This window comes from Erwinia sp. V90_4 (assembly GCF_029967685.1).
In the GTDB taxonomy this organism is placed as follows: Bacteria; Pseudomonadota; Gammaproteobacteria; order Enterobacterales; family Enterobacteriaceae; genus Erwinia; species Erwinia aphidicola.
The window spans coordinates 397438-417977 of sequence record NZ_JASCAQ010000001.1 but is presented as its reverse complement, the minus strand read 5'-3'; the positions used below and the strand labels follow the sequence as shown (position 1 = coordinate 417977).

Genomic DNA, 20540 nt, shown 5'->3' with positions numbered 1-20540 from the left:
ACATATTACGTGCAGAGGTCGGGCATGCCTCGTCCCTACATAGACCCTACATATTTCGTGTAGGGGTCGGGCATGCCCGACCCTACGTATTACGTGTAGAGGTCGGGCATGCCCGACCCGTTTTGGCTACGGAATTAAAACGTTTCCCAATGGCCGTCGTTGCTCACCGGGTTAGCGGGCTCAACGCTGGGCTTATTCAGCAGCGGGCGCTTTAGCACGACAGCCGGGGCCGCCTGCTGGTGCGCAATGCGGAACACGGCGACCGCCTGGGTCAGACGGCTGGCCTGCTCTTCGAGCGAGGCGGCCGCCGAGGCGGACTCTTCCACCAGCGAGGCATTCTGCTGCGTCACGCGGTCCATCTCGGTGACGGCGGTGCCGACCTGGTCGATGCCGCGGCTCTGCTCGTCAGAAGCCGAAGCGATTTCGCCCATGATATCGGTGACGCGGGTCACCGCATTGACGATATCGCTCATGGTTTCACCGGCGCTCTCCACCAGCAACGAGCCGGTGTTGACGCGGGATACCGAGTCTTCGATCAGTCCTTTGATCTCCTTCGCCGCCTGCGCGCTGCGCTGGGCGAGGTTACGTACTTCGCCCGCCACCACGGCAAAGCCACGCCCCTGCTCCCCGGCACGCGCCGCTTCTACCGCGGCATTGAGGGCCAGAATATTGGTCTGGAAGGCGATGCCGTCGATGACGCTGGTGATATCGGCAATTTTCTTCGAACTGCCGGCGATGTCGTTCATGGTTTTCACCACGCCATCCACCACTTTGCCGCCCTTCTGCGCGGTTTCAGAGGCGCTCAACGCCAGCTGTGAGGCCTGGCGGGCGTTCTCGGCGTTCTGCTTCACCGTGGCGGTCAGCTGCTCCATGCTGGCCGCGGTCTGCTCCAGCGAGGCGGCCTGCTCTTCGGTACGCGCAGAGAGGTCGTTATTGCCGGCGGCGATTTCGCTGGCGCCGGTAAAGATGGCATCAGAGCCGTCGCGCACCACGCTGACGGTGCGCACCAGCTCTTGCTGCATATGCTGCAGGCTGGCGGCCAGCTGCGCCATCTCGTTACGCCCCTCTACGGTAATGGGCTGCGTCAGATCGCCGCTGGCAATACGCCGGATATGACCGATGCTACTCTGCAGCGGCAGCAGCAGGATATGACGGATGCCGCTCCACACTCCGCCAATTGCCAGCAGTGACACCACCAGCACGATAACCAGCACCCAGATCGCCTGATTGAAGGCATGCAGATTCTGATCCGCACCGGCCTGCGCCTGCGCATCGTTTTTGCTCAGCCAGCGGTTATAGGCATGGCTGAAACCATCCTGATAACGCTGGGTTGGCTGATCGAAGAATTCGCTAATCTTGCCGTCGTTCATCAGCTGGATCAGCTGCGCCAGCGCGTCGTGCAGGATGCGGTAGTTTTCCTGAATAGCGCGCACGTTTTCGGCGCTTTTGCCCTGTTGCGACAGGTGAGAGTCCCAGGTGGCGTAGCTTTTCTCTGCGATATTGAGCTGTTCCTGCGCCGCCGCCAGCAGCTGTTTAACGCTGTCGCCGCTGCCCATATGATTAGCATCCAGCATGTAGCGGATCCCGGAACGGTTGAGGGTATTACGTGCCTGAATCAGAGCGATCCAGGACTGGTTGAGGGCGGACTGCTGCAGCCGCAGCTGCTGGGAGACGGCGAAATTATCTTTATCGCCTTTCAGCGCCTGGAAGAACAGACCGCCGGTGATTAACTGTAATGAACCAAAAAATGCCAGCACCACTATCAGGCTGGTAACGACCTTCATACGCTTAAACATAATGTTCCTTATTAATCGGTTAAGGCTGCTGTTATCGGCAATCGCGGGGGGATCTTTATGGCGCTCGGATGGATTAAGGTCGAGGCACGCCTCGACCCCACATATTACGTGTAGGGGTCGGGCATGCCCGACCCGTTTTGGCTACGGAATTAAAACGTTTCCCAATGACCGTCGTTGCTCACCGGGTTAGCGGGCTTAGCGCTGGGCTTATTCAGCAGCGGGCGCTTTAGCACAGCAGCCGGGGCCGCCTGCTGGCGCGCAATGCGGAACACCGCCACCGCCTGGGTCAGACGGCTGGCCTGATCTTCGAGCGAGGCCGCCGCCGAGGCGGACTCTTCCACCAGCGAGGCATTCTGCTGCGTCACGCGGTCCATCTCGGTGACGGCGGTGCCGACCTGGTCGATGCCGCGGCTCTGCTCATCAGAAGCCGAAGCGATTTCGCCCATAATATCGGTGACGCGGGTCACCGCATTGACGATATCGGTCATGGTTTCACCCGCGCTGCCGACCAGCTGTGAGCCGGTATCGACGCGCGCTACCGAGTCTTCGATCAATCCTTTGATCTCCTTCGCCGCCTGGGCGCTGCGCTGGGCGAGGTTACGCACTTCACCCGCCACCACGGCAAAGCCACGCCCCTGCTCCCCGGCACGGGCCGCTTCCACCGCGGCATTCAGCGCCAGGATATTGGTCTGGAAAGCGATACCGTCAATAACGCTGATAATATCGGCAATTTTCTTCGAGCTACCGGCAATGTCGTTCATGGTCTTCACCACGCCATCGACCACCCGGCCACCCTTCTGTGCCGTTTCGGAGGCATTCAGCGCCAGCTGTGAAGCCTGGCGGGCGTTCTCAGCATTCTGTTTCACCGTCGCGGTCAGCTGCTCCATGCTGGCAGCGGTCTGCTCCAGCGAGGCAGCCTGCTCTTCAGTGCGCGCTGACAGGTCATTATTACCCGCAGAGATTTCGCTGGCGCCGGTGTAAATCGCGTCTGAACCATCGCGCACGACGCTGACGGTCTTCACCAGCGCCTGCTGCATCTCATGCAGGCTGTTCGCCAGCTGCGCCATTTCGTTGCGCCCGACCGCCACGATATTTTGCGTCAGGTCACCCTCTGCAATACTCCTGATGTGCGCAATGCTGCTTTGCAGCGGGCGGATCAAGATGTTACGCAGGCCATACCAGCACAGCACGATCAGCGCCACCACCAGAATCATAACGCCGGAGATCAGCCACAGCATCTGCTCGTAGGCTTTCTCGTTCTGCGCCGCGCCCTGCTTGCTCAACGTTGCCTGCTGGTCACGCCACTGGACATAGGTGCTCTGCATCACTTTCTGCTTCGCTTCGATATTCATTTTGAACATCGCATCCAGCTGTTTGTCATCCATCAGCTGGATCATCTGCGTCAGCGTCTGCACGTAAACGTCATAGCTCTGCTCCAGGCGCTCAACCAGCTGACTGTTCATGCCCGGCGTTTCCGGCAGGGCCTGATAAGCGGCGTAAGTTTTAGCCGCCAGCGCAAGCTGCTGTTTGGCCTGGTCACTGAGCATCTTCAGGGAGGCGCTGCTGCCCGAGTTGGCCGCTTCGCTCTGCAGGCGCAGCATGCCGCGGTTGAGCGTAATGCGCGTCTGGTTCAGCGTGACCCAGGCGTCGGTAAACAGCGCCACGTTATCGCTGGCGGCCTGAGATACCGCAAAGCTGTTTTTATCGTGAGTCAGCGCATTGATAAACAAGCCGCCAGAAGCTAACTGTAACGTGCCGAAAATCACCAGAACCATAATCAGGCTGGTGACGACTTTAATCCGCGTGAACATAAGAAACCCTTGGTATGTATGATGAATAGAATAACGTCTAATGGTATCGGTTCCCCGGCGGAGAACTTTATGCTGCGCAAAGTTAAGTAACTAAAAGATCTTAGCCCTCTCCTCCCGGCACTTAAGGCAAAGCAATGTGGGGTATCACTGCAAAAAAAAGGGGTGACCCAAAATACGGCCACCCCTTACGCAATCGTTATTGCTGAATATTATGCGCTGCGCAGCGTATCCATCAGCGCCATCTCTTCGCTGCTCAGCAGCTTCTCGATGTCGACCAGAATCAGCATACGCTCACCGAGCGCGCCCAGACCGGTCAGATACTCGGTAGACATGGTGACGGCAAATTCCGGGGAAGGACGGATCTGATCCTGCGTCAGCGACAGCACATCAGACACGCCGTCCACCACGATGCCCACCACGCGCTGCTCCAGATTCAGCACGATCACCACGGTGTTGTCGTTATAGTCGACGTCCGGCTGGGCAAACTTAATACGCAGGTCGATAATCGGTACGATTACGCCACGCAGGTTGGTTACACCCTTGATAAACGCCGGGGTGTTGGCGATGCGCGTGACCTGATCGTAACCGCGGATCTCCTGCACCTTGAGGATATCAATCCCGTACTCTTCATCACCCAGCGTAAACACCAGGAACTCCTGACCCACGGTTTCGCCGGCGAGTTTAGTGACAGTGGCCATTCCAGTCATAATGCTACCCTTAATCAGTTATTGTCAGGCTGCGGCTCCCGCCACACGCTTTTCACGGTTCAGAGACTGCAGTGCAGAGACGTCTACAATCAGCGCCACGCTGCCATCGCCAAGGATGGTGGCGGCGGAGATACCCGGCACTTTGCGATAGTTGCTTTCCAGGTTTTTCACGACCACCTGGTGCTGGCCAATCAGCTGATCAACCAGCAGCGCGTAGCGTTTACCGGCGCTCTGCAGGATCACCACAATGCCCTGCGTCGCTTCGGTTTTCGCACCCTGCACTTCAAAGACGTTCCACAGCTCAACCAGCGGCAGATATTCACCGCGCACTTCCAGCACGCGTTCACCGCCCGCCAGCGCTTTCAGGTCATCCGCCAGCGGCTGCAGGGATTCCATCACCGCATTCAGCGGCAGGATAAACACTTCGTTGGCCACGCGCACCGACATGCCATCCAGAATTGCCAGCGTCAGCGGCAGCAGGATACGGATCGTTGTGCCCTTGCCCTGCTTCGAGGAGATCTCAACGTGGCCGCCCATCTCCTGGATATTACGTTTCACCACGTCCATGCCCACGCCACGACCGGAGACGTCAGTCACCTGCTCGGCGGTGGAGAACCCCGGGGCGAAGATCAGCATGCCGACCTCTTCGTCGCTCATCGACTCGCTGACCGGCAGGCCGGAAGAGAGCGCTTTGGCGAGAATACGTTCGCGGTTCAGACCGGCACCGTCATCGGTCACTTCGATGCAGATGTTGCCGCCCTGGTGTTCCGCTGACAGCGTCAGGTTGCCCACCGCGTGCTTGCCGACTGCCTGGCGTTTTTCCGGCGTTTCAATCCCGTGATCCAGGCTGTTACGCACCAGGTGCGTTAACGGGTCAATAATGCGTTCGATCAGACTCTTATCCAGCTCGGTCGAGCTGCCCATTAGCGTCAGTTCGACTTCTTTGCCCAGCTTGCTGGCAAGGTCGCGCACCAGACGCGGGAAGCGGCTGAAGACATACTCCATCGGCATCATACGAATCGACATCACCGACTCCTGCAGGTCGCGCGCATTGCGCTCCAGCTGGCCCATGCTGTTCAGCAGATCGCCATGATTGACCGGGTCCAGCTCGCCGGAGCGCTGCGCCAGCATTGACTGGGTAATGACCAGTTCGCCAACCAGGTTGATCAGCTGATCGACCTTCTCAACCGCTACGCGAATACTGGTTGATTCATTCACCTTCGGGGCAGCAGGCTTTTTCGCCGCTTCGCGCTTCAGCGGAGCAATCTCGCTCACGCTGGCCAGTTCCGCTTCGGCGCTGGTAACCGCAGCCACCGGTTCAGCCACCGGCTGAGCAGCAGCCGCAGCGCTGATATCCACCACCTCAGCTTGCGGGAAGTGGATTTGCGATTCGTCGATAACGAAGCACAGCACCGCGACGATATCGTCTTTACCCACTGAGGAATCCAGTGAGGCTTCGAGCGTGTTCTCGCCCTTAACGGCTGCGGAAACCGTACCCAGATTGCCCAGCTCTTCCAGCATCAGGTCGGCTTCGCCCGCTTTCAGGCCGGTCAGTTTGATCCGCAGACCGCTGGCAGCAACCGCCACAGCCGGAGCAGCGTCAGTCGCCACCGCAGGGGCCGGAACCTCACCTTTTGCTTCCAGCGCCAGCTGACGCAGCGCCTGACAGATATAGGCAAACGTCGCCGCATCGGGTTCCGAGGCAGTCTTATACGCATCCAGCTGTTCTTGCATAATATCTTTGGTTTCCAAAAACAGGTTGATGATATCGGTGCTCAGCTGCATTTCGCCGCGTCGCGCACCGTCGAGAATGTTTTCCAGAATATGCGTGGTTTCCTGTAATACAGTAAAACCAAAGGTACCCGCTCCGCCTTTAATCGAATGGGCCGCACGGAAGATAGCGTTAAGCTGTTCCGAATCTGGTTCCTGCGGGTCAAGACCCAACAGGTGTTGTTCCATGTCCGCCAACAATTCGTCGGCTTCATCAAAGAACGTCTGGTAAAAATCGCTGATATCCATGCTCACGGTATCACCTCGGCTGTGAGTCGCGATCGGTCTGGGCCGCCGGTGCGGGTGCCGCAGGTAACGATGTTACCGGAGCATTCGCGCTGACAGGCTCAGCCTGTGAGTGTTGAGGGTCTTGGTTTTTGCTGGCATCAGAAGGAACTTCCGGTGCCGCTATCGTTTTAAGGCTACTTGCATCACTAATCTGTACCGCATCACTTTCGGCATTTTCACGCTCGATCTGCGCTTCCGTGTCATGGTTTAACACCAGCAGGCTGATGCGGCGGTTAACCGCATCGTTGCCACCACGGTTCTTCAATTTCATGGTGTCAGCCATGCCCACCACACGCAGCATCTTGCCGCTGTCCAGTCCTCCCAGCATCAGCTCGCGTCGGGACGCGTTGGCACGGTCGGCAGAGAGTTCCCAGTTACTGTAACCCCGCTCCCCCCCGGCATAGGGGAAGTCGTCGGTATGTCCCGCCAGGCTAATCCGGTTGGGGATATCATTCAGAATCGGGGCAATCGCACGCAGGATATCGCGCATGTACGACTCCACTTCGGCGCTGCCGGTTTTAAACATCGGGCGGTTCTGGCTGTCGATAATCTGGATACGCAGCCCCTCTTCCACCATGTTGATAATCAGATGCGGACGCAGCGCACGCAGGCGCGGGTCAGCCTCTATCAGCTGGTCGAGCTTTTCCCGCAGGCGGTTAAGACGAATTTCATCCAGCTTGCGCTTCTGTGCATCCATATCGACCACTTTATGCACTTCACCCTGCTTCTCGACCGGATCTTTACCGCCGCCGGGGATCGGGCTGGAGCTGTCGCTGCTGCGCTGGCCGCCGGTCAGCGCCACTTTCAGCGGCGTTTTAAAGTAATCGGCAATCTGAATCAATTGTTGAGGACTTGAGATAGAAATCAGCCACATCACCATAAAAAAGGCCATCATTGCCGTCATAAAGTCGGCGTAGGCGATTTTCCACGAGCCGTGCGAGCCGGCATGCTTATTCGACTTTTTTCGCTTTACCAGCACAATGGGGTGATTGTTATGCTTCATGCGTCTTGATCCGAAGTCTGCTTATTGGATTTCGCATTACGAACGTGCTCTTCCAGCTCGCTGAACGACGGTCGATCCGTTGAGTACAACGTCTTACGACCAAACTCCACCGCGATCTGCGGGGCATAACCGTTCAGGCTGGAGAGCAGCGTCACCTTAATGCACTGCATCATCTTGGTGGTCTCGGCACACTTCTGGCGTAACACCCCGGAGAGCGGGGAGATAAAACCGTAAGCCAGCAAAATACCGAGGAAGGTGCCGACCATCGCGTTGGCGATCAGCGCACCGAGCTCAGCCGCCGGGCGGTCCGCAGAGGCCAGGGTGTGAATCACCCCCATTACCGCGGCCACGATACCGAACGCCGGCAGTGAATCGCCCATCGTTCCAAGCGCCGTTGCCGGCACATCGCACTCGTGCTCGTAAGTCTCAATCTCTTCATCCATCAACGCTTCAATCTCAAAGGCATTCATATTGCCGCTGACCATCAGGCGTAAATAGTCGGTAATAAAGTCCACTAATCTTTTATCGGCAAGAATGCGCGGGTAATTAGCAAAAATCTCACTTTCCTGCGGATTTTCGATATCGCGCTCCAGCGACAGCATCCCCTGCTGGCGCGATTTGGCCATCAGGCGGTAGAGCAGCGCCATCAGATCCATATACACCGACTTGTTATATTTCGAGCCGCGCATCAGCAGCGGCAGCGACTTGAGCGTCGCTTTAATCGCCTTGCCGTTGTTGCCGACAATAAATGCGCCAATGCCGGAGCCGACAATAATCAGCACCTCCGACGGTTGATATAATGCGCCAAGGTGGCCGCCGACCATTGCGAAGCCGCCCAACACCGATCCGAGGACAAGGATATAACCCAATATAATCAGCACGAAAAATCCTTACGCTGTAAACGTGTGGGTGGAAGTTAAGCCAGAATTCGGCAGGCGCATCGCCAGGCGTGGGGCAAAAAAAAAGCAGCGGTCAAAGACCGCTGCTGGATTCACTCCACGTGGCGAACACTATTAAACGGCTTGTTTAACCTGTTCATCCAGCAGTTGTGAATTGTTATCGGCAGATTCTGCGATAAGTTTACGTCTTTTTACCGCTCGGGACGGCGGCTGGCAAAGGCTGCAGGTGAAGCTGCCAACAGGCTGATGTGCGTGGTTAATAAAGCTGCCACCGCAGCATTTGCAGCCGGCTAATTCCAGCATACCGCTTTCAACAAACCGGACCAGGGTCCAGGCGCGCGTCAGCGCCAACAGCGGGCCCTCGTCCTGTTGCGGACACTGCTCCAGGTATAAACGGTAGGCTTTAATCACCGCTTCAACACCGGTGCATAATCCGCTTTTGATCAGGAACTGCCAGGCGTTACAGAACATCGAAGCATGGATATTCTGCTCCCACGTCATAAACCAGTCAGTCGAGAACGGCAGCATGCCTTTTGGGGGTGGGCTTCCACGCAGCTCTTTATATAACTTAATTAAGCGGCCGCGGCTCAGCTGTGTTTCACTTTCTAACATTTGCAGGCGCGCACCCAGCGTGATTAATTCCATCGCCAGCTGAATGTCACGCGCTTCCTGAACAATACTTTTTTCGCTCATTAGCTCGCCGCCCTTCTTTTCGGTGTCTCGTCATCTTTTGAGACATCACGTAATAAACGACTGGATAACAGGATACCGGTATGGATCTGCTGTAAATCATCCACACGAGATTCACGAGTCAAACGGCTAATCGAATTGTGATCGGTGAAACGGAACTGGCAAACCAGCTGATTGGTTTCCGCCAGCTTGACCATTTCAGGCAATGTTAAACCCGCCAGAGCATCGGCCATTGATTCATCGATGCCCAGCCGAAACATGGCCGAAGCTTTTTCCTGGTTAATTAAACGTTGTGCAAGCAATAAATATGACAAGTTGATGTCGTAAATATGTTTGAGTAATTCTGATGTACCCATTTTTTTCCATCCTGACTGACACTACTTTTAACGTGTGCGGTCAATGCCGCTACCATGGTTGCTGGTTGGTAAATCTAAAGATGGCAAAAATTTAGTGGCAGAAGCCAAATGCTTGCTAAGGCTGTCTTGTTTTTCGCAGAAACCAAGCCAGGAAATAATCATGAACTCATTTTGCCAGTGGCCATTCCTGAGCCCTCTCTTCCCTGACTCCATCCGTGACTTCTTGTTACATTCTTTTAAGACTATTCCGAAAACAAGGCAACTCTATCCCCTCTGATTTCGACATACAACGAGAGCCTACCTGAATTTTAGATAAAGTGTGATCTAGATCACACTTTTAAGGCAAATAATTCAGAAAAAACCATCAGCAACCCTGTTGATTAGCTCACTAACTAATCATTTCAGTCAGTTTTTGTAAATTCCGCCCGGTAAGTAACCATCTTCGAACGAAAACCAACGCGCGTGGAATTTTAAACGCAAGGAGAGCAGCGAAGCGGCACGTGGCAGCATAAAATTCATAAATAAGACTATTTGTAAGACTTTTATACTTTAAATAAGGTGTTTTACACCACCTTCAGGTAGTTACTTACAGTGAATATACGAAAGCTATTCGAAGGTAAAAATGTGACAAAGGTCAGGTTTTTGCAATGGAGTGATAGCGATTTGTAAGCAGGCGGCGCCTGATGTTCAGCTAATGCCTGTAGATGTAAATAGGCGTTACATAAGGAGTGTGAATGTTTTTCGGATTTTTCGGGTAATTGCTTATTTTAGTATCGGCAGACTGGCGCCAACCTTTAGGGAAAAGTGGCTTTCTTATGTTTTTTCTGAAGCAAGTGGGCGTTTTTTCTGCAAACTGCGTCAGAGAAGCGTTAAGCAGCGTGAGGATTGGTTAAAGCGGGATAAGGAAAATCAGGGGCCGCAGCCCCTGTTGGTCAAACATCTTGTTTACACTGGACCGATGTTTCAGGCCAATTTTGGCAAGGAAGTCACGTTACTCTGCTGGCTCTTTACCCGGCCATCCTGCGGCAGCGCCTGCAAATCACGCAGGTAGCTCTCACGCCAGTGGGTAATGTCATTGCTGCGCAGCACCGCCATCATGTCGTTGTAGCGCGAGATCCTTTCGGTACGTGACATGGTCAATGCCTGATTAAGCGCCGCCGCCACATCATCGCGGTCATAAGGATTGACGATCAGCGCCGAGGTCAGCTCATTAGCGGCACCGGCAAAGCGCGACAGCACCAGCACGCCCGGGTCATCCGGATCCTGCGCGGCGACATACTCTTTCGCCACCAGATTCATGCCGTCACGCAGCGGCGTCACCAGCCCGATATCCGTCAGGCGGAAGATTTTCATCAGCAGGCGGCGGTCAAAGTGCTGATTGAGGTAGTAGAGCGGCGTCCAGCCCAGCGTGCCATATTTACCATTAATACGGCCCGCTTCAGTTTCCAGCGTATGACGGATATCCTGGTAAGCCTGCACGTCGCCGCGCGAGGTGGGTGCAATCTGCGAGTAGCGGATTTTGCCATGATGCTGCGGATAGTTCTCCAGCAGCGCCTCGTAGGCGAGAAAGCGTTCCGGCAACCCTTTCGAATAGTCGAGGCGCTCGCAGGCGATAATATTTTGCGCATCGCCCAGATCTTTCTTCATCGCCACCATTTTTGGCGGTAGCGGCCCTTCTGCCATCTCTTTGATGCTGTCAGGTTCGATACCGATCGGGTAAACCTCGGTAGTGAAGCGGTTGCCGAAGGCGCGATGCTGTTTGCCCTCGCTCTGCATCTGGGTCAGCAGTGAAACGCTCTCGAGGAACGCCAGGCGGTCACTTTCCGTCTGGAAGCCCAGCAGATCGTATTCGCACATCATCTCCAGCAGGTCGGCGTGCGGCGGCAGCGCGTTAAAGATCTCCGGGGTCGGGAACGGGATATGCAGGAAGAAGCCGATGCGGTTATTCACGCCCAGCTTGCGCAATTCGGCGGCAAACGGCAGCAGGTGGTAATCGTGGATCCACAGAATATCGTCTTCTTTCAGCAGCGGCTGCAGGCGCTGTGCCAGCTGCTTGTTGACGCGGCAGTAACCGTCCCAGGCTTCACGCTGGAAATTCACCAGGTCGAGACGGTAGTGGAAAGCAGGCCAGAGCACCGCGTTGGAAAACTGCAGGTAGTAGAGATCGTAATCATTCTGATCGAGGCCGAAGGAGGCATAAGTGATACCGTCCTGCTCCAGCATGTTCAATTGCTCTTCATCTTCTCCAATTTCATTGATCTCACCGTTCCAGCCAAACCACATGCCTCCGGTGGTCTTCAGGGCATCAACAATGCCAACGGTCAGCCCTCCGGCACTGGCCTTACTGCCATCAGGAATGGCAATACGGTTAGATACGACTACTAAGCGACTCATAACTTTGACTCCTCACCGACGTTGTTGCGTCTTGATCTAGTTTTATTCGGGTCTGTTCCAGCCAGCGGTAAACGGCATCAACATCAGCCAGACGTCCGCGCGCGGCGGTGGCTCCAGAGCCGACTTTAATTGAGATACCGTCCATGGCATTGACCACGTCAAAACCTGCTTCGTCAGTCAAATCATCCCCGATAAACACCGGGATACGGCCGGCAAACGGAGGCAGTTGCATAAAATCGTTAATCGCGGCGCCTTTGTTCACGCCCCGCGGCTTCAGTTCGACCACGCATTTTCCCGGCTGTTGTACCAGCTCGGGGAAACGCGCCACCAGCGAGTCGGCAAGCGTTTCAATCGCCTGCTGATACTGCGGTGCCTGGCGATAATGCAGGGCAAACGCCATACCTTTACTCTCCAGCCCGGTGCCCGGCAGAGCGGCTATCGCCTGCTCCAGTTCACGGCTGAGGATCGTCACAGTGCCCGGGTCAAGGGCAATGCGCGTTGTTTCATTCTGGAGATTGCGCCGCTCAGCACCATGCACGCCGGCCAGCGGAAAACGCGCCGGAGCGACCAGGGCATCCAGTTCGCTTATCGGGCGGCCGGAAACCAGCGCCAGCGCAGCATCACAGCTTTGCGCCAGGTGCTGAAGGTCAGCCACCACCGCAGCAGGGACGGAAACCTCATCCGGGCGCGGTTTAATCGCCGCCAGTGTGCCATCCACGTCAAAGAAGAAGGCGTAGCGCGCTTCTGCCTTAATTGGGGGAACGAAATCTGCTTGTTTAGTCACACATTCCTCCTGATTAATGGTTCAGAAAGATGCTGTGCAATGAGGGTAACTGCGTGGTCTGACGGGGACGGCGTAAAGCAGTTGCCTGTCGTCTGACGTCGAGAGGGATCGTGGTTTTCCTACCGCGTCGACCCTCAGTGCGGACAACATCAGCATTAAGTATAGAAGGGTTTCCAAATCCTGCCAGAAAATCAGGCAGTAACCGCTTTCTGCCACAGCGCGTTGACGTCTATCCCCGGCCAGTGTCCGGCTTCTTCCGGCCCGACAATGCTTTCCGAGGCGTGCTGGCTGGCGAGATCGACCTCATACGGCGTCAGCCGCTTGCCGCTGTTTAACGACCAGAAAATGCACACCTTCGGCTGCAGCAGCGAGTGTTCACCCGGCTCGGTCACCACGCCAAGCAGCCCGTTAGAGAGCCTGACCAGTGAGCCAACCGGATAGATACCGACTGCTTTAACAAATGAGTGCAGCAGCTTACGATCAAAATGGCCGTGCCAGTTAGCCATTTGGTGCATTGCACTGGCCGGGTTCCAGCCCGCTTTGTAGGGACGGTCGGAGGTGACGGCATCATAGACATCACATATTGAAGCCATACGGGCGAGCAGAGAAATCGCATTGCCGCGCAGCCCGTGCGGATATCCCGTGCCATTGATCTTTTCGTGATGATGCAGTGCCACATCCTGTAAATCTGCATCGGCACCGCTGATACGCAGGATCTCCGCGCCGGCCACCGGATGGATCTTCATCTCCTCAAACTCTTCCTCCGTCAGCCTGGCAGGCTTGTTGAGGATTGCCAGCGGCACCGCCGCTTTGCCTACGTCGTGCAGCAGCCCCGCCATCCCGGCACGTTTGGTCTGATGCTGATCCAGCTTCAGCTGTGCCGCCAGAGAAAGCATCAGCGCACAGACCGCCACCGAATGCAGGTAAGTGTAATCATCGTGCGATTTTAGGCGCACCACGCTCAGCAAAGCGGCTGGATGGCGGCTGAGCGAGCCGGCAATATCATTGACCAGCGGCAGCGTGCTGTTTGCATCGATAGTTTTGCCCATGCGCGCATCGCTGAACATGTCCATCACTGGCCCTTTCGCCGCCAGGCAGATTTTCTGCGCCTGCGCCATCTCACCGCGCAGGGTAACGGGTTGGCCGCGATCAACTTCCGGCGACTGATAGCCAGACGGTGCCTCAGCCTCAGGCAGCACCACGTTTTCGACTATCCCGGTCTTCACCTCAACGCCACGCCCGCGCGACAGGTCGATCCACACTTCACGCACGCCGCTGTTCTGGATGACCTTTATCTGCGTCTCATCCGTCAGCAGCATTTCATTGCCGACCAGCGGGTGTTTCAGCCAGAACACATCAAGCTTATAAAGGTACATACCCAGCCGCAGTTCGTTCACCGCAATACCGACGATCATCCCGCCTCCTCAAGTCTGAGTGAATTCCATTCCTGAGAAGTATCGGCAGCGGCGATGAAAACCTGTGGGGTAACAGGCAACTTAATTGTCAGGTGTGATCAACATCGGCTTCGGCCAGTTCAGTCCGCGGTTATCACGCCGAAAGCGCCTTCGGTAAAGCACTTAAATTGCGCCTGACGGGTATATAAATAACGCTTATCAGACGCCGCGAAATAATATCTCCTTCCGGCGTTATCAATAAACGCACCGCATTTCTTTACCGAACTTTTAATAACAACAGATAAAACCAATTTCTTTATTTACGAAATATAAGATAACTCTAATTACCCGGTTATTATTGGCTTTCTTCTTACCCCACACACTACACTGATGACTGAACATCAAGGCGAATTAAGGGGTAGCCATGCTCAATATGATGATCAAGCGCAAGCGCGCCCGCTCCCACACTGAGGACCGCTGTCTGGCGCTGGTGCTGGCCACCAGCGCCGGGCTGCTCAACGCCATGGCGCTGGGTGCCTTTGGCTTCTTCCCGTCGCACATGAGCGGAAATACTTCGCAACTGTCGGCAGAAGTATCCAGTTTTAATGTGAAAGACCTGATACTTCTGATGTCGGTGATTGGTGCGTTTGTTCTCGGCTGTATTACCTGCCGGCTGATTGTTATTGGCGGAATTAAACACAATATCCGCACCATCTTCAGCATGGTGCTGCTGATAGAAGGGGCGCTATTAATTGCCATCTCCGCTTTTGAGATGCTGTTTTACTCCCCGTTTAATAACCGGGAGGTGATCGTGCTGCTCGGCTTCCTGATGGGTATTCATAACGCTAACTCCACTCAGCTCTCCAACGGGCGCGTACGATCCACGCATATCACCGGCACGCTGACCGATGCCGGGATTGCGCTGGGTTCGGTGATTGCCACGCTGGCGCGCCGCGACGTTTCCAAACAGGTCACCACCCAGCGCAAGCAGTTCCTCACCCACCTGATCACCATCGTCTCCTTCCTGAGCGGCGGTATCGCCGGGCTGCTGCTGTTTAACCTGTTCGGCTTTAGCGCGATGATTGCGGTCGGCGCGGGCCTGATGCTGGTGGCGCTTAGCTCGATTATCATTACGGTGTGGATGACCCGCCGTTTGAGCTTGGCCTGAGCCGCACGGCCTAAAATATTTAACCTGTGCCTCCAGCGCGAAATGCACCGCCGCTGGCACAGACGCGCATCGCCACGCGGTGATGCGCGCGTCAACCTGCCGCTTACTCCAGCCCGGTATTCACGCGTTTGCCAATATCCTTCAGCTGAGAATATTTCTCCAGCAGCTGCGGGCCATCATCGAGGCTCATGGCGAACATCCACATATAGGTCATCACCGAGTAGATGTGGCCCGCATCCGCCCCGCCCTTCAGCGTCATATACAGAATGGTCAGTGCAAACAGCAGCGCTGCGGCGCTACCAATGGCCAGATAGCCCCAGGCTTCGCGGTCCGACAGGCGGATGCGCAGCCCGGCCAGCACGCGGTAATGGCGCGTCAGCGCAGGCGTTTCGGCGTGGGTGACAAAGCGCACCTCTTTCTCCAGCCGGTCATTGAGGCGGCCAAACAGCCGCTCATTTTTGCGCGTGTAGCCGCGCAGAAACAGGCTGAAAAACGCCAGAATCACCAGACAGGCAATGCCGGTCCAGAACTCAATCGCCAGCAGCATCACCGCCGCGCCGGTAATCGACGCCACCGAGGTGATCAGCACCGGCAGGTGTTGCTCGAAGAAGTCGACAAACTCGCGCGACAGCGCCACGCGCGCGGCCACGGTCGACGGCGGATGGTTTTGCTGGCGCTGGGTGAGGATCACCGGCACCGCCAGCCCGGCATAGATGCGGGCAAAGGTGCGCGTATCCACGCTGCGGCGTGCGGCACCAATCGCCCACATGGTAAACACCATCGCCGCATACAGCACCGCATGCAGCGCCTGGCCGCTGAGAATGGCGTTAATGGCAAATCCGGCCGCCAGCGGATAGAGCAGATAGGTGACGTTTTCGGCAATCACCAGCAGCAGCGTGAGGATCAATTTTTTGCTGTGGCGGCGGCCAAGCAGTTTCAGCGTGGCGATCGCGCTGGCGGAAGTCGGTACGATTTCCGCAGTGGTACAGGTTTTCATCGGATTATTTTCTGGTAGGATTAGGCTTGAGCGGTTGCTCAAAAACCAGATGCAGTCTATTTGAGCACTTGCTCAAAGTCAACGTGGAGCCGTGGGAAGCAACAATGAAAGAGACCGCTGAAGTATTACGCGCCCGTATTCTTGATGGCGCAATTACGCTGTTTAGCGAAAAAGGCATTGAGCGCGTGACCACCCGCGAGCTGACCGAACAGCTCGGCATCTCGCGCAGCCACATCTATCACTACTTCCGCGACTGGGAAACATTGTGCAAAGAGGCGATGACGCTATTTATGCAGCGCGACCGCGTAGAGTTTGCTGATGAGATTGGCGCGCTCGAAGCGCGCTCACAGCTCAGCGCGTTTGTGCAAAACTACCTGCCCGCCGCACCGGACGCCAGCTGGTCGCTGTACAGCTCGCTTTGGCAGCTGGCGATCCGCGATGAGGAGTGGGCGCAGCTGGCAGAGGCGATGATGGCGCAGTGGCAGGCGCTGCTGGCTGACATTATCGACCGCGGTATTACGGCCGGTCACTTTCGCCATCGTGATGCGCAGCGGGTGACGCGCCAGCTGTGGGCGATGCTCAACGGCTATGCCGACCAGCTGATTATCTCCCCATCCCCCGCTGCACAGCAGGCTGCAACGGCAGATATCAACGCGTTTATCACCGTTATCCTGGTCGCGCCCCCCGAACCCGTCGGCAAAGGGGCTTAGCCGAACTGCTGTTGATGTTTTTTGCGCCGCGCCAGGTAGTCTTTATCCTGGCGAATGCTGTCCCAGTGGGCTTTAAAAATGGCGGCGGCGGCGGCCTTCTCTTCATTCAGCTGATACGGCAATATCTCGCCCTGCGCATCATATTTACGCCCGCCTTTGTGGTTGGCGTAACGCCTGGCGCGCGTATAGCCCATCTGAATAAACTTGCGTGCCATATCCATGCCGACGAAGTCATCGCTACGGCGATACGCTTCAAACAGCGCCATGATGGCGTTAGCAGAGATCTCCGCCACCTCGGGCGTTTTGAAGCGCCAGTGCGGCAGGATTTCGCTTTTATACGGCTCAACCATCAGCACGCCCTGCTCCCCGCGCCCGACCTGGTACTGCTCCGGGTGTTTCCTGAAATCGATCTGGCTGAAATCGCGCTGGTAATCAAATTCCTTCATGGCTTCTCCTGATGATGAATGGCGTCCGTCAGCAGAGAGCATAGCCGCTGGCGGATACCCCTGCCATTGAGCGGCAATTGCCATCAGGCTTTCTGTTTCATCCATGAGTCGCCATACTGGATATTACCCGCGATATACTCCCACGTTATCCCTCTGAACCTCAGCGCTATCCTTTCCAGCATCACCTAAATTTCCCGCCTCTTCAGAGGCTTTTCAGAACCTGCGCGAAAGACGCTTGATCGATGGCGGCATTCAGTAATACTGTATATAAACACAGTAACATTGAGATTCAGACTATGCCGTTCATCCGCCCAGCCATCATCACCCCGGCTCTGCCGCTCCCGCTGTTTATCGAACGGGTGCCGTGCGGCTTTCCCAGCCCGGCGCAGGACTATGTTGAGGAGACGCTCGACCTCAATAAGCTGGCGATTAAACATCCGAGCGCCACCTACTTTATTAAGGTCAGCGGTGATTCGATGATTGGTGCAGGAATTGGCGATGGCGACCTGCTGATCGTTGACCGCTCGCTGGATGCCGTGCACGGCAGTATCGTGGTGGCCGCCGTAGCGGGCGAGTTCACGGTGAAAGAGCTGCGCACCCGCCCCGTGCTGCAGCTGTTCGCCCACAACAGCCAGTACACGCCGATCACCTTCCATAACGAGGAAGAGCTGGAAATCTTCGGCGTGGTGACCTTTACCCTGAAAGCGCATCAGTAGCCATGTTCGCCCTCGTTGACGTCAACAGCTTCTACACCTCCTGCGAGACGGTGTTTCGCCCGGACCTGCGCGGCCAGCCGGTGGTGGTGGTATCGAATAATGACGGCTGCGTGATCTCGCGCTCGGCCGAGGCCAAAATGCTGGGGATCAAGATGGGGGCGCCCTACTTCAAGCTGAAAAACGAGCTGCACCGCCAGAAGGTGCACGTTTTTAGCTCCAACTACGCGCTGTATGCCGACCTCAGCAGTCGGGTGATGAATACCCTGACGGAGATCGGCCCGGCGATTGAGATCTACTCCATTGATGAAGCCTTTGTCGACGTCAGCGGTGTGAATAACTGTATGCCGCTGGACACTTTCGGCCACCAGATGCGCAACCAGGTGCTGAAAAACACCGGGCTGACCGTTGGCGTGGGCATCGGGCCGACCAAAACGCTGGCGAAACTCGCCAATCATGCGGCGAAAACGTGGAAAAAGACCGGCGGCGTGGTCGATCTGTCGAACGTTGAGCGTCAGCGTAAGCTGCTGGCGCTGGTGCCGGTGGAGGAAGTGTGGGGCGTGGGGCGGCGCATCAGCAAAAAGCTCAATCTGATGGGTATTGAGAGCGCACTGCAGCTGGCCGACTGCTCCAGCTGGGTGGTGCGTAAGCACTTCAACGTGGTGCTGGAACGCACCGCCCGCGAGCTGCGCGGCGAGCCGTGCCTCGGTATGGAGGAGTTCTCCCCCACCAAGCAGCAGATTATCTGCAGCCGCTCGTTCGGCCACCGCATCACCGCCTATGAAGAGATGCACCAGGCCATTTGCGCCTATGCCGAACGCGCCGCCGAAAAACTGCGTCAGGAAAAGCAGTTCTGCCGCTTTATCAGCGTCTTTCTGCGCACCAGCCCGCACGCGCAGGATGAGGTGTTTTACGGCAACCAGGCCGCCAGCAAGCTGCTCACCCCGTCGAACGACACGCGCGATATTATTCAGGCCGCCACCAAGGCGCTGGACCACATCTGGCGCGACGGCCACCGCTATATGAAGGCGGGCGTGATGCTGGCGGATTTTTTCAGCAGCGGCGTGGCGCAGCTGAACCTGTTTGACGACTGTCAGCCCAGGCCTGACAGCGCGGCGCTGATGGCGGCGATCGACACGCTGAACAGTTCGGGGAAAGGCAAAGTGTGGTTTGCCGGTCAGGGGATTGAGAAAGCCTGGGCGATGAAGCGTGAGATGCTGTCACCCGCGTATACCACGCGCTACGCCGATTTTCCGCTGGCAAAATAAGCGGATTCAATGGCGCAGATTGCCTGGTGTAAGTTGCAGTGGAAAAATTCACCGACACAACCTATTGTCATCTCTCACGTTATGGCGAGTTCTTGCTTTACCTGAGGTTGTGTATGAAATTACGTTCACTGCAAGTGCTCTGTTTGCTCAACTTTTTTATTGCCGACGTTCGCGACGGGCTGGGGCCATTCCTGGGGATATTTCTGGTCTCTCATCACTGGCAGGCGGATGATATAGGCCTGGTGATGACCGCCGGCAGCCTGGCGGGATTGCTGGCCACCTTCCCCTCTGGGATCATCGTCGACGCCACGCGTCACAAGCGCCTGTTAATTATCGTCTCATCCCTGCTCATCACCTTCAGCACGCTGATGCTCTGGTATTTTCCGACGCCCACCATCGTGATTGCATCGCAGATCGTCACAGGCTTAGCCGCCGCAGTCGTTGCCCCCGCGATTGCCGGTATCACCCTGGGGATCGGCGGTCAGAAAATTTTTGTGCAGCAGATGGGGCGCAATGAAGCCTTCAACCATGCTGGTAATATGACGATAGCCCTCCTGGCCGCTTTCACCTGCTGGATTTGGGGCACCGGGTCCGTGTTCTTACTGATGACGGCGATGGCCGTATGCACCCTCATTTGCACCTCGGCCATCAACAAAGATGATATCGACCATAATGTGGCAAGGGGGAGTCATGAACAGGCAGGTGCGACCGTTTCTCCCTCTTTGTTAGCATTGCTAAAACGGCCAGAATTGCTGGTAACAGGATCCACTCTCTTGCTCTTCCATCTGGCTAATGCGGCCCAGCTGCCGATGTTGAGCATGCAGATCGCCTCCTCGGGCGCGAAAGCGATGTTCACGCCAGGCACCTATGCCGCATTAACGGTGGCAATCTCGCAGGTGGTGATGATCCCCGCCGCACTGCTGACCGCACGCTATGCCGCCCGGTGCGGTTACGCCAGGCTTATCCTGATTGCCCTCGTGGTGCTGCCATTACGCGCCGCTATTGCCTCTTTTTGGGGGAATGAGTGGGTGTTGTTTCCCGTTCAGGTTCTGGACGGTGTCGCTGCGGGAATTCTGGGGGTTGCCGTGCCCGGACTGATTGCCTGGTTGTTCAACGGCTCGGGCCATATTAACGCCGCGCTGGGTTTGGTGATGTTATTCCAGGGGCTGGGCGCCTCACTCAGCCCGGCACTGGCCGGTGCCATTGTCAGTGATTCAACGTATAGCCATGCTTATATGGCGCTGGGCGGGATAGCCCTGTGTGCGCTGTTACTCTGGCTGATTTTTAGCAAACGGGTCTTTCATGCCTGACGTTTTCGGTACAGTTTAACCAGATGACGGTTATCC

Annotated in this window: 18 protein-coding genes; 5 read left to right on the top strand and 13 right to left on the bottom strand. The window is 56.3% G+C overall.

Features of this window, described 5'->3' with window-relative positions:
• Positions 1 to 134: 134 nt before the first annotated feature.
• The 11 genes from QLG07_RS01955 to QLG07_RS01905 all read right to left on the bottom strand — a co-directional run bounded on the left by QLG07_RS01955 (position 135) and on the right by QLG07_RS01905 (position 13913).
• Positions 135 to 1796, bottom strand: coding sequence for a methyl-accepting chemotaxis protein (locus QLG07_RS01955; protein WP_282468329.1), 1662 nt, complete (start codon positions 1794 to 1796; stop codon positions 135 to 137).
• A 149-nt stretch (positions 1797 to 1945) separates the two neighbouring features.
• The gene (locus QLG07_RS01950; RefSeq protein WP_187498922.1) at positions 1946 to 3607 is read right to left on the bottom strand and encodes a methyl-accepting chemotaxis protein; all 1662 of its coding nucleotides are present in this window, start codon (positions 3605 to 3607) and stop codon (positions 1946 to 1948) included.
• Positions 3608 to 3816: 209 nt separating this feature from the next.
• A complete protein-coding gene (gene cheW / locus QLG07_RS01945) occupies positions 3817 to 4314 on the bottom strand; it encodes a chemotaxis protein CheW (protein WP_048915799.1) in 498 nt (165 codons plus the stop codon).
• 24 nt (positions 4315 to 4338) lie between these two features.
• Entirely contained in the window at positions 4339 to 6333 is a 1995-nt protein-coding gene (gene cheA, locus QLG07_RS01940; RefSeq protein WP_048915798.1) for a chemotaxis protein CheA, read from the bottom strand.
• 10 nt (positions 6334 to 6343) lie between these two features.
• Positions 6344 to 7375 carry a flagellar motor protein MotB gene (gene motB / locus QLG07_RS01935; RefSeq protein ID WP_133623821.1) on the bottom strand — a complete coding sequence of 344 codons (1032 nt, stop codon included), beginning with the start codon at positions 7373 to 7375 and terminating at the stop codon, positions 6344 to 6346.
• Positions 7372 to 8256 (bottom strand): flagellar motor stator protein MotA, encoded by an 885-nt coding sequence (gene motA / locus QLG07_RS01930; RefSeq protein WP_048915796.1) that lies wholly within the window; start codon positions 8254 to 8256, stop codon positions 7372 to 7374. The genes motB and motA overlap by 4 nt, the downstream gene beginning before the upstream one ends.
• 132 nt (positions 8257 to 8388) lie before the next feature.
• A complete protein-coding gene (flhC, locus tag QLG07_RS01925) occupies positions 8389 to 8967 on the bottom strand; it encodes a flagellar transcriptional regulator FlhC (protein WP_048915795.1) in 579 nt (192 codons plus the stop codon).
• Positions 8967 to 9320, bottom strand: coding sequence for a flagellar transcriptional regulator FlhD (gene flhD, locus QLG07_RS01920; RefSeq protein WP_048915794.1), 354 nt, complete (start codon positions 9318 to 9320; stop codon positions 8967 to 8969). The genes flhC and flhD overlap by 1 nt, the downstream gene beginning before the upstream one ends.
• Positions 9321 to 10283: 963 nt before the next feature.
• A complete protein-coding gene (gene otsA, locus QLG07_RS01915; protein ID WP_282468328.1) occupies positions 10284 to 11714 on the bottom strand; it encodes an alpha,alpha-trehalose-phosphate synthase in 1431 nt (476 codons plus the stop codon).
• Positions 11689 to 12498 (bottom strand): trehalose-phosphatase, encoded by an 810-nt coding sequence (gene otsB / locus QLG07_RS01910; RefSeq protein WP_282468327.1) that lies wholly within the window; start codon positions 12496 to 12498, stop codon positions 11689 to 11691. Before otsB ends, otsA begins: the two co-directional genes overlap by 26 nt.
• 191 nt (positions 12499 to 12689) lie before the next feature.
• Positions 12690 to 13913 carry an HD-GYP domain-containing protein gene (locus tag QLG07_RS01905; RefSeq protein WP_062818238.1) on the bottom strand — a complete coding sequence of 408 codons (1224 nt, stop codon included), beginning with the start codon at positions 13911 to 13913 and terminating at the stop codon, positions 12690 to 12692.
• A 403-nt stretch (positions 13914 to 14316) separates the two neighbouring features.
• On the opposite strand from QLG07_RS01905, the gene QLG07_RS01900 reads away from it, so the two are divergent.
• Positions 14317 to 15060, top strand: a complete 744-nt coding sequence (locus tag QLG07_RS01900) for a YoaK family protein (protein WP_253539118.1) — start codon at positions 14317 to 14319, stop codon at positions 15058 to 15060.
• Between the two features lie 103 nt (positions 15061 to 15163).
• Here QLG07_RS01900 and QLG07_RS01895 read toward each other — a convergent pair whose 3' ends face one another.
• Positions 15164 to 16057, bottom strand: coding sequence for an ABC transporter six-transmembrane domain-containing protein (locus QLG07_RS01895; protein ID WP_048915786.1), 894 nt, complete (start codon positions 16055 to 16057; stop codon positions 15164 to 15166).
• A 104-nt stretch (positions 16058 to 16161) separates the two neighbouring features.
• Here QLG07_RS01895 and QLG07_RS01890 point away from each other — a divergent pair, with 104 nt between their 5' ends.
• A complete protein-coding gene (locus QLG07_RS01890) occupies positions 16162 to 16767 on the top strand; it encodes a TetR/AcrR family transcriptional regulator (protein ID WP_048915785.1) in 606 nt (201 codons plus the stop codon).
• Here QLG07_RS01890 and QLG07_RS01885 read toward each other — a convergent pair.
• Positions 16764 to 17213 carry a DUF4385 domain-containing protein gene (locus tag QLG07_RS01885; RefSeq protein ID WP_048915784.1) on the bottom strand — a complete coding sequence of 150 codons (450 nt, stop codon included), beginning with the start codon at positions 17211 to 17213 and terminating at the stop codon, positions 16764 to 16766. The genes QLG07_RS01890 and QLG07_RS01885 overlap by 4 nt on opposite strands.
• Before the next feature lie 296 nt (positions 17214 to 17509).
• On the opposite strand from QLG07_RS01885, the gene umuD reads away from it, so the two are divergent.
• The 3 genes from umuD to QLG07_RS01870 all read left to right on the top strand — a co-directional run bounded on the left by umuD (position 17510) and on the right by QLG07_RS01870 (position 20504).
• Positions 17510 to 17929 carry a translesion error-prone DNA polymerase V autoproteolytic subunit gene (gene umuD / locus QLG07_RS01880; RefSeq protein WP_099754265.1) on the top strand — a complete coding sequence of 140 codons (420 nt, stop codon included), beginning with the start codon at positions 17510 to 17512 and terminating at the stop codon, positions 17927 to 17929.
• A 2-nt stretch (positions 17930 to 17931) separates the two neighbouring features.
• The gene (umuC, locus tag QLG07_RS01875) at positions 17932 to 19194 is read left to right on the top strand and encodes a translesion error-prone DNA polymerase V subunit UmuC (protein WP_048915783.1); all 1263 of its coding nucleotides are present in this window, start codon (positions 17932 to 17934) and stop codon (positions 19192 to 19194) included.
• Positions 19195 to 19307: 113 nt separating this feature from the next.
• A complete protein-coding gene (locus QLG07_RS01870; protein WP_282468336.1) occupies positions 19308 to 20504 on the top strand; it encodes an MFS transporter in 1197 nt (398 codons plus the stop codon).
• The last annotated feature ends 36 nt before the right edge of the window (positions 20505 to 20540 follow it).

Coding starts and splice junctions, on each gene's coding strand:
- QLG07_RS01905 (WP_062818238.1), bottom strand. CDS start 13,913: ATGATCGTCGGTATTGCGGTGAACGAACTGCGGCTGGGTATGTACCTT.
- QLG07_RS01950 (WP_187498922.1), bottom strand. CDS start 3,607: ATGTTCACGCGGATTAAAGTCGTCACCAGCCTGATTATGGTTCTGGTG.
- flhD (WP_048915794.1), bottom strand. CDS start 9,320: ATGGGTACATCAGAATTACTCAAACATATTTACGACATCAACTTGTCA.
- QLG07_RS01890 (WP_048915785.1), top strand. CDS start 16,162: ATGAAAGAGACCGCTGAAGTATTACGCGCCCGTATTCTTGATGGCGCA.
- flhC (WP_048915795.1), bottom strand. CDS start 8,967: ATGAGCGAAAAAAGTATTGTTCAGGAAGCGCGTGACATTCAGCTGGCG.
- QLG07_RS01885 (WP_048915784.1), bottom strand. CDS start 17,213: ATGAAGGAATTTGATTACCAGCGCGATTTCAGCCAGATCGATTTCAGG.
- QLG07_RS01900 (WP_253539118.1), top strand. CDS start 14,317: ATGCTCAATATGATGATCAAGCGCAAGCGCGCCCGCTCCCACACTGAG.
- umuC (WP_048915783.1), top strand. CDS start 17,932: ATGTTCGCCCTCGTTGACGTCAACAGCTTCTACACCTCCTGCGAGACG.
- cheA (WP_048915798.1), bottom strand. CDS start 6,333: ATGGATATCAGCGATTTTTACCAGACGTTCTTTGATGAAGCCGACGAA.
- QLG07_RS01870 (WP_282468336.1), top strand. CDS start 19,308: ATGAAATTACGTTCACTGCAAGTGCTCTGTTTGCTCAACTTTTTTATT.
- umuD (WP_099754265.1), top strand. CDS start 17,510: ATGCCGTTCATCCGCCCAGCCATCATCACCCCGGCTCTGCCGCTCCCG.
- motB (WP_133623821.1), bottom strand. CDS start 7,375: ATGAAGCATAACAATCACCCCATTGTGCTGGTAAAGCGAAAAAAGTCG.
- otsA (WP_282468328.1), bottom strand. CDS start 11,714: ATGAGTCGCTTAGTAGTCGTATCTAACCGTATTGCCATTCCTGATGGC.
- QLG07_RS01955 (WP_282468329.1), bottom strand. CDS start 1,796: ATGTTTAAGCGTATGAAGGTCGTTACCAGCCTGATAGTGGTGCTGGCA.
- QLG07_RS01895 (WP_048915786.1), bottom strand. CDS start 16,057: ATGAAAACCTGTACCACTGCGGAAATCGTACCGACTTCCGCCAGCGCG.
- cheW (WP_048915799.1), bottom strand. CDS start 4,314: ATGACTGGAATGGCCACTGTCACTAAACTCGCCGGCGAAACCGTGGGT.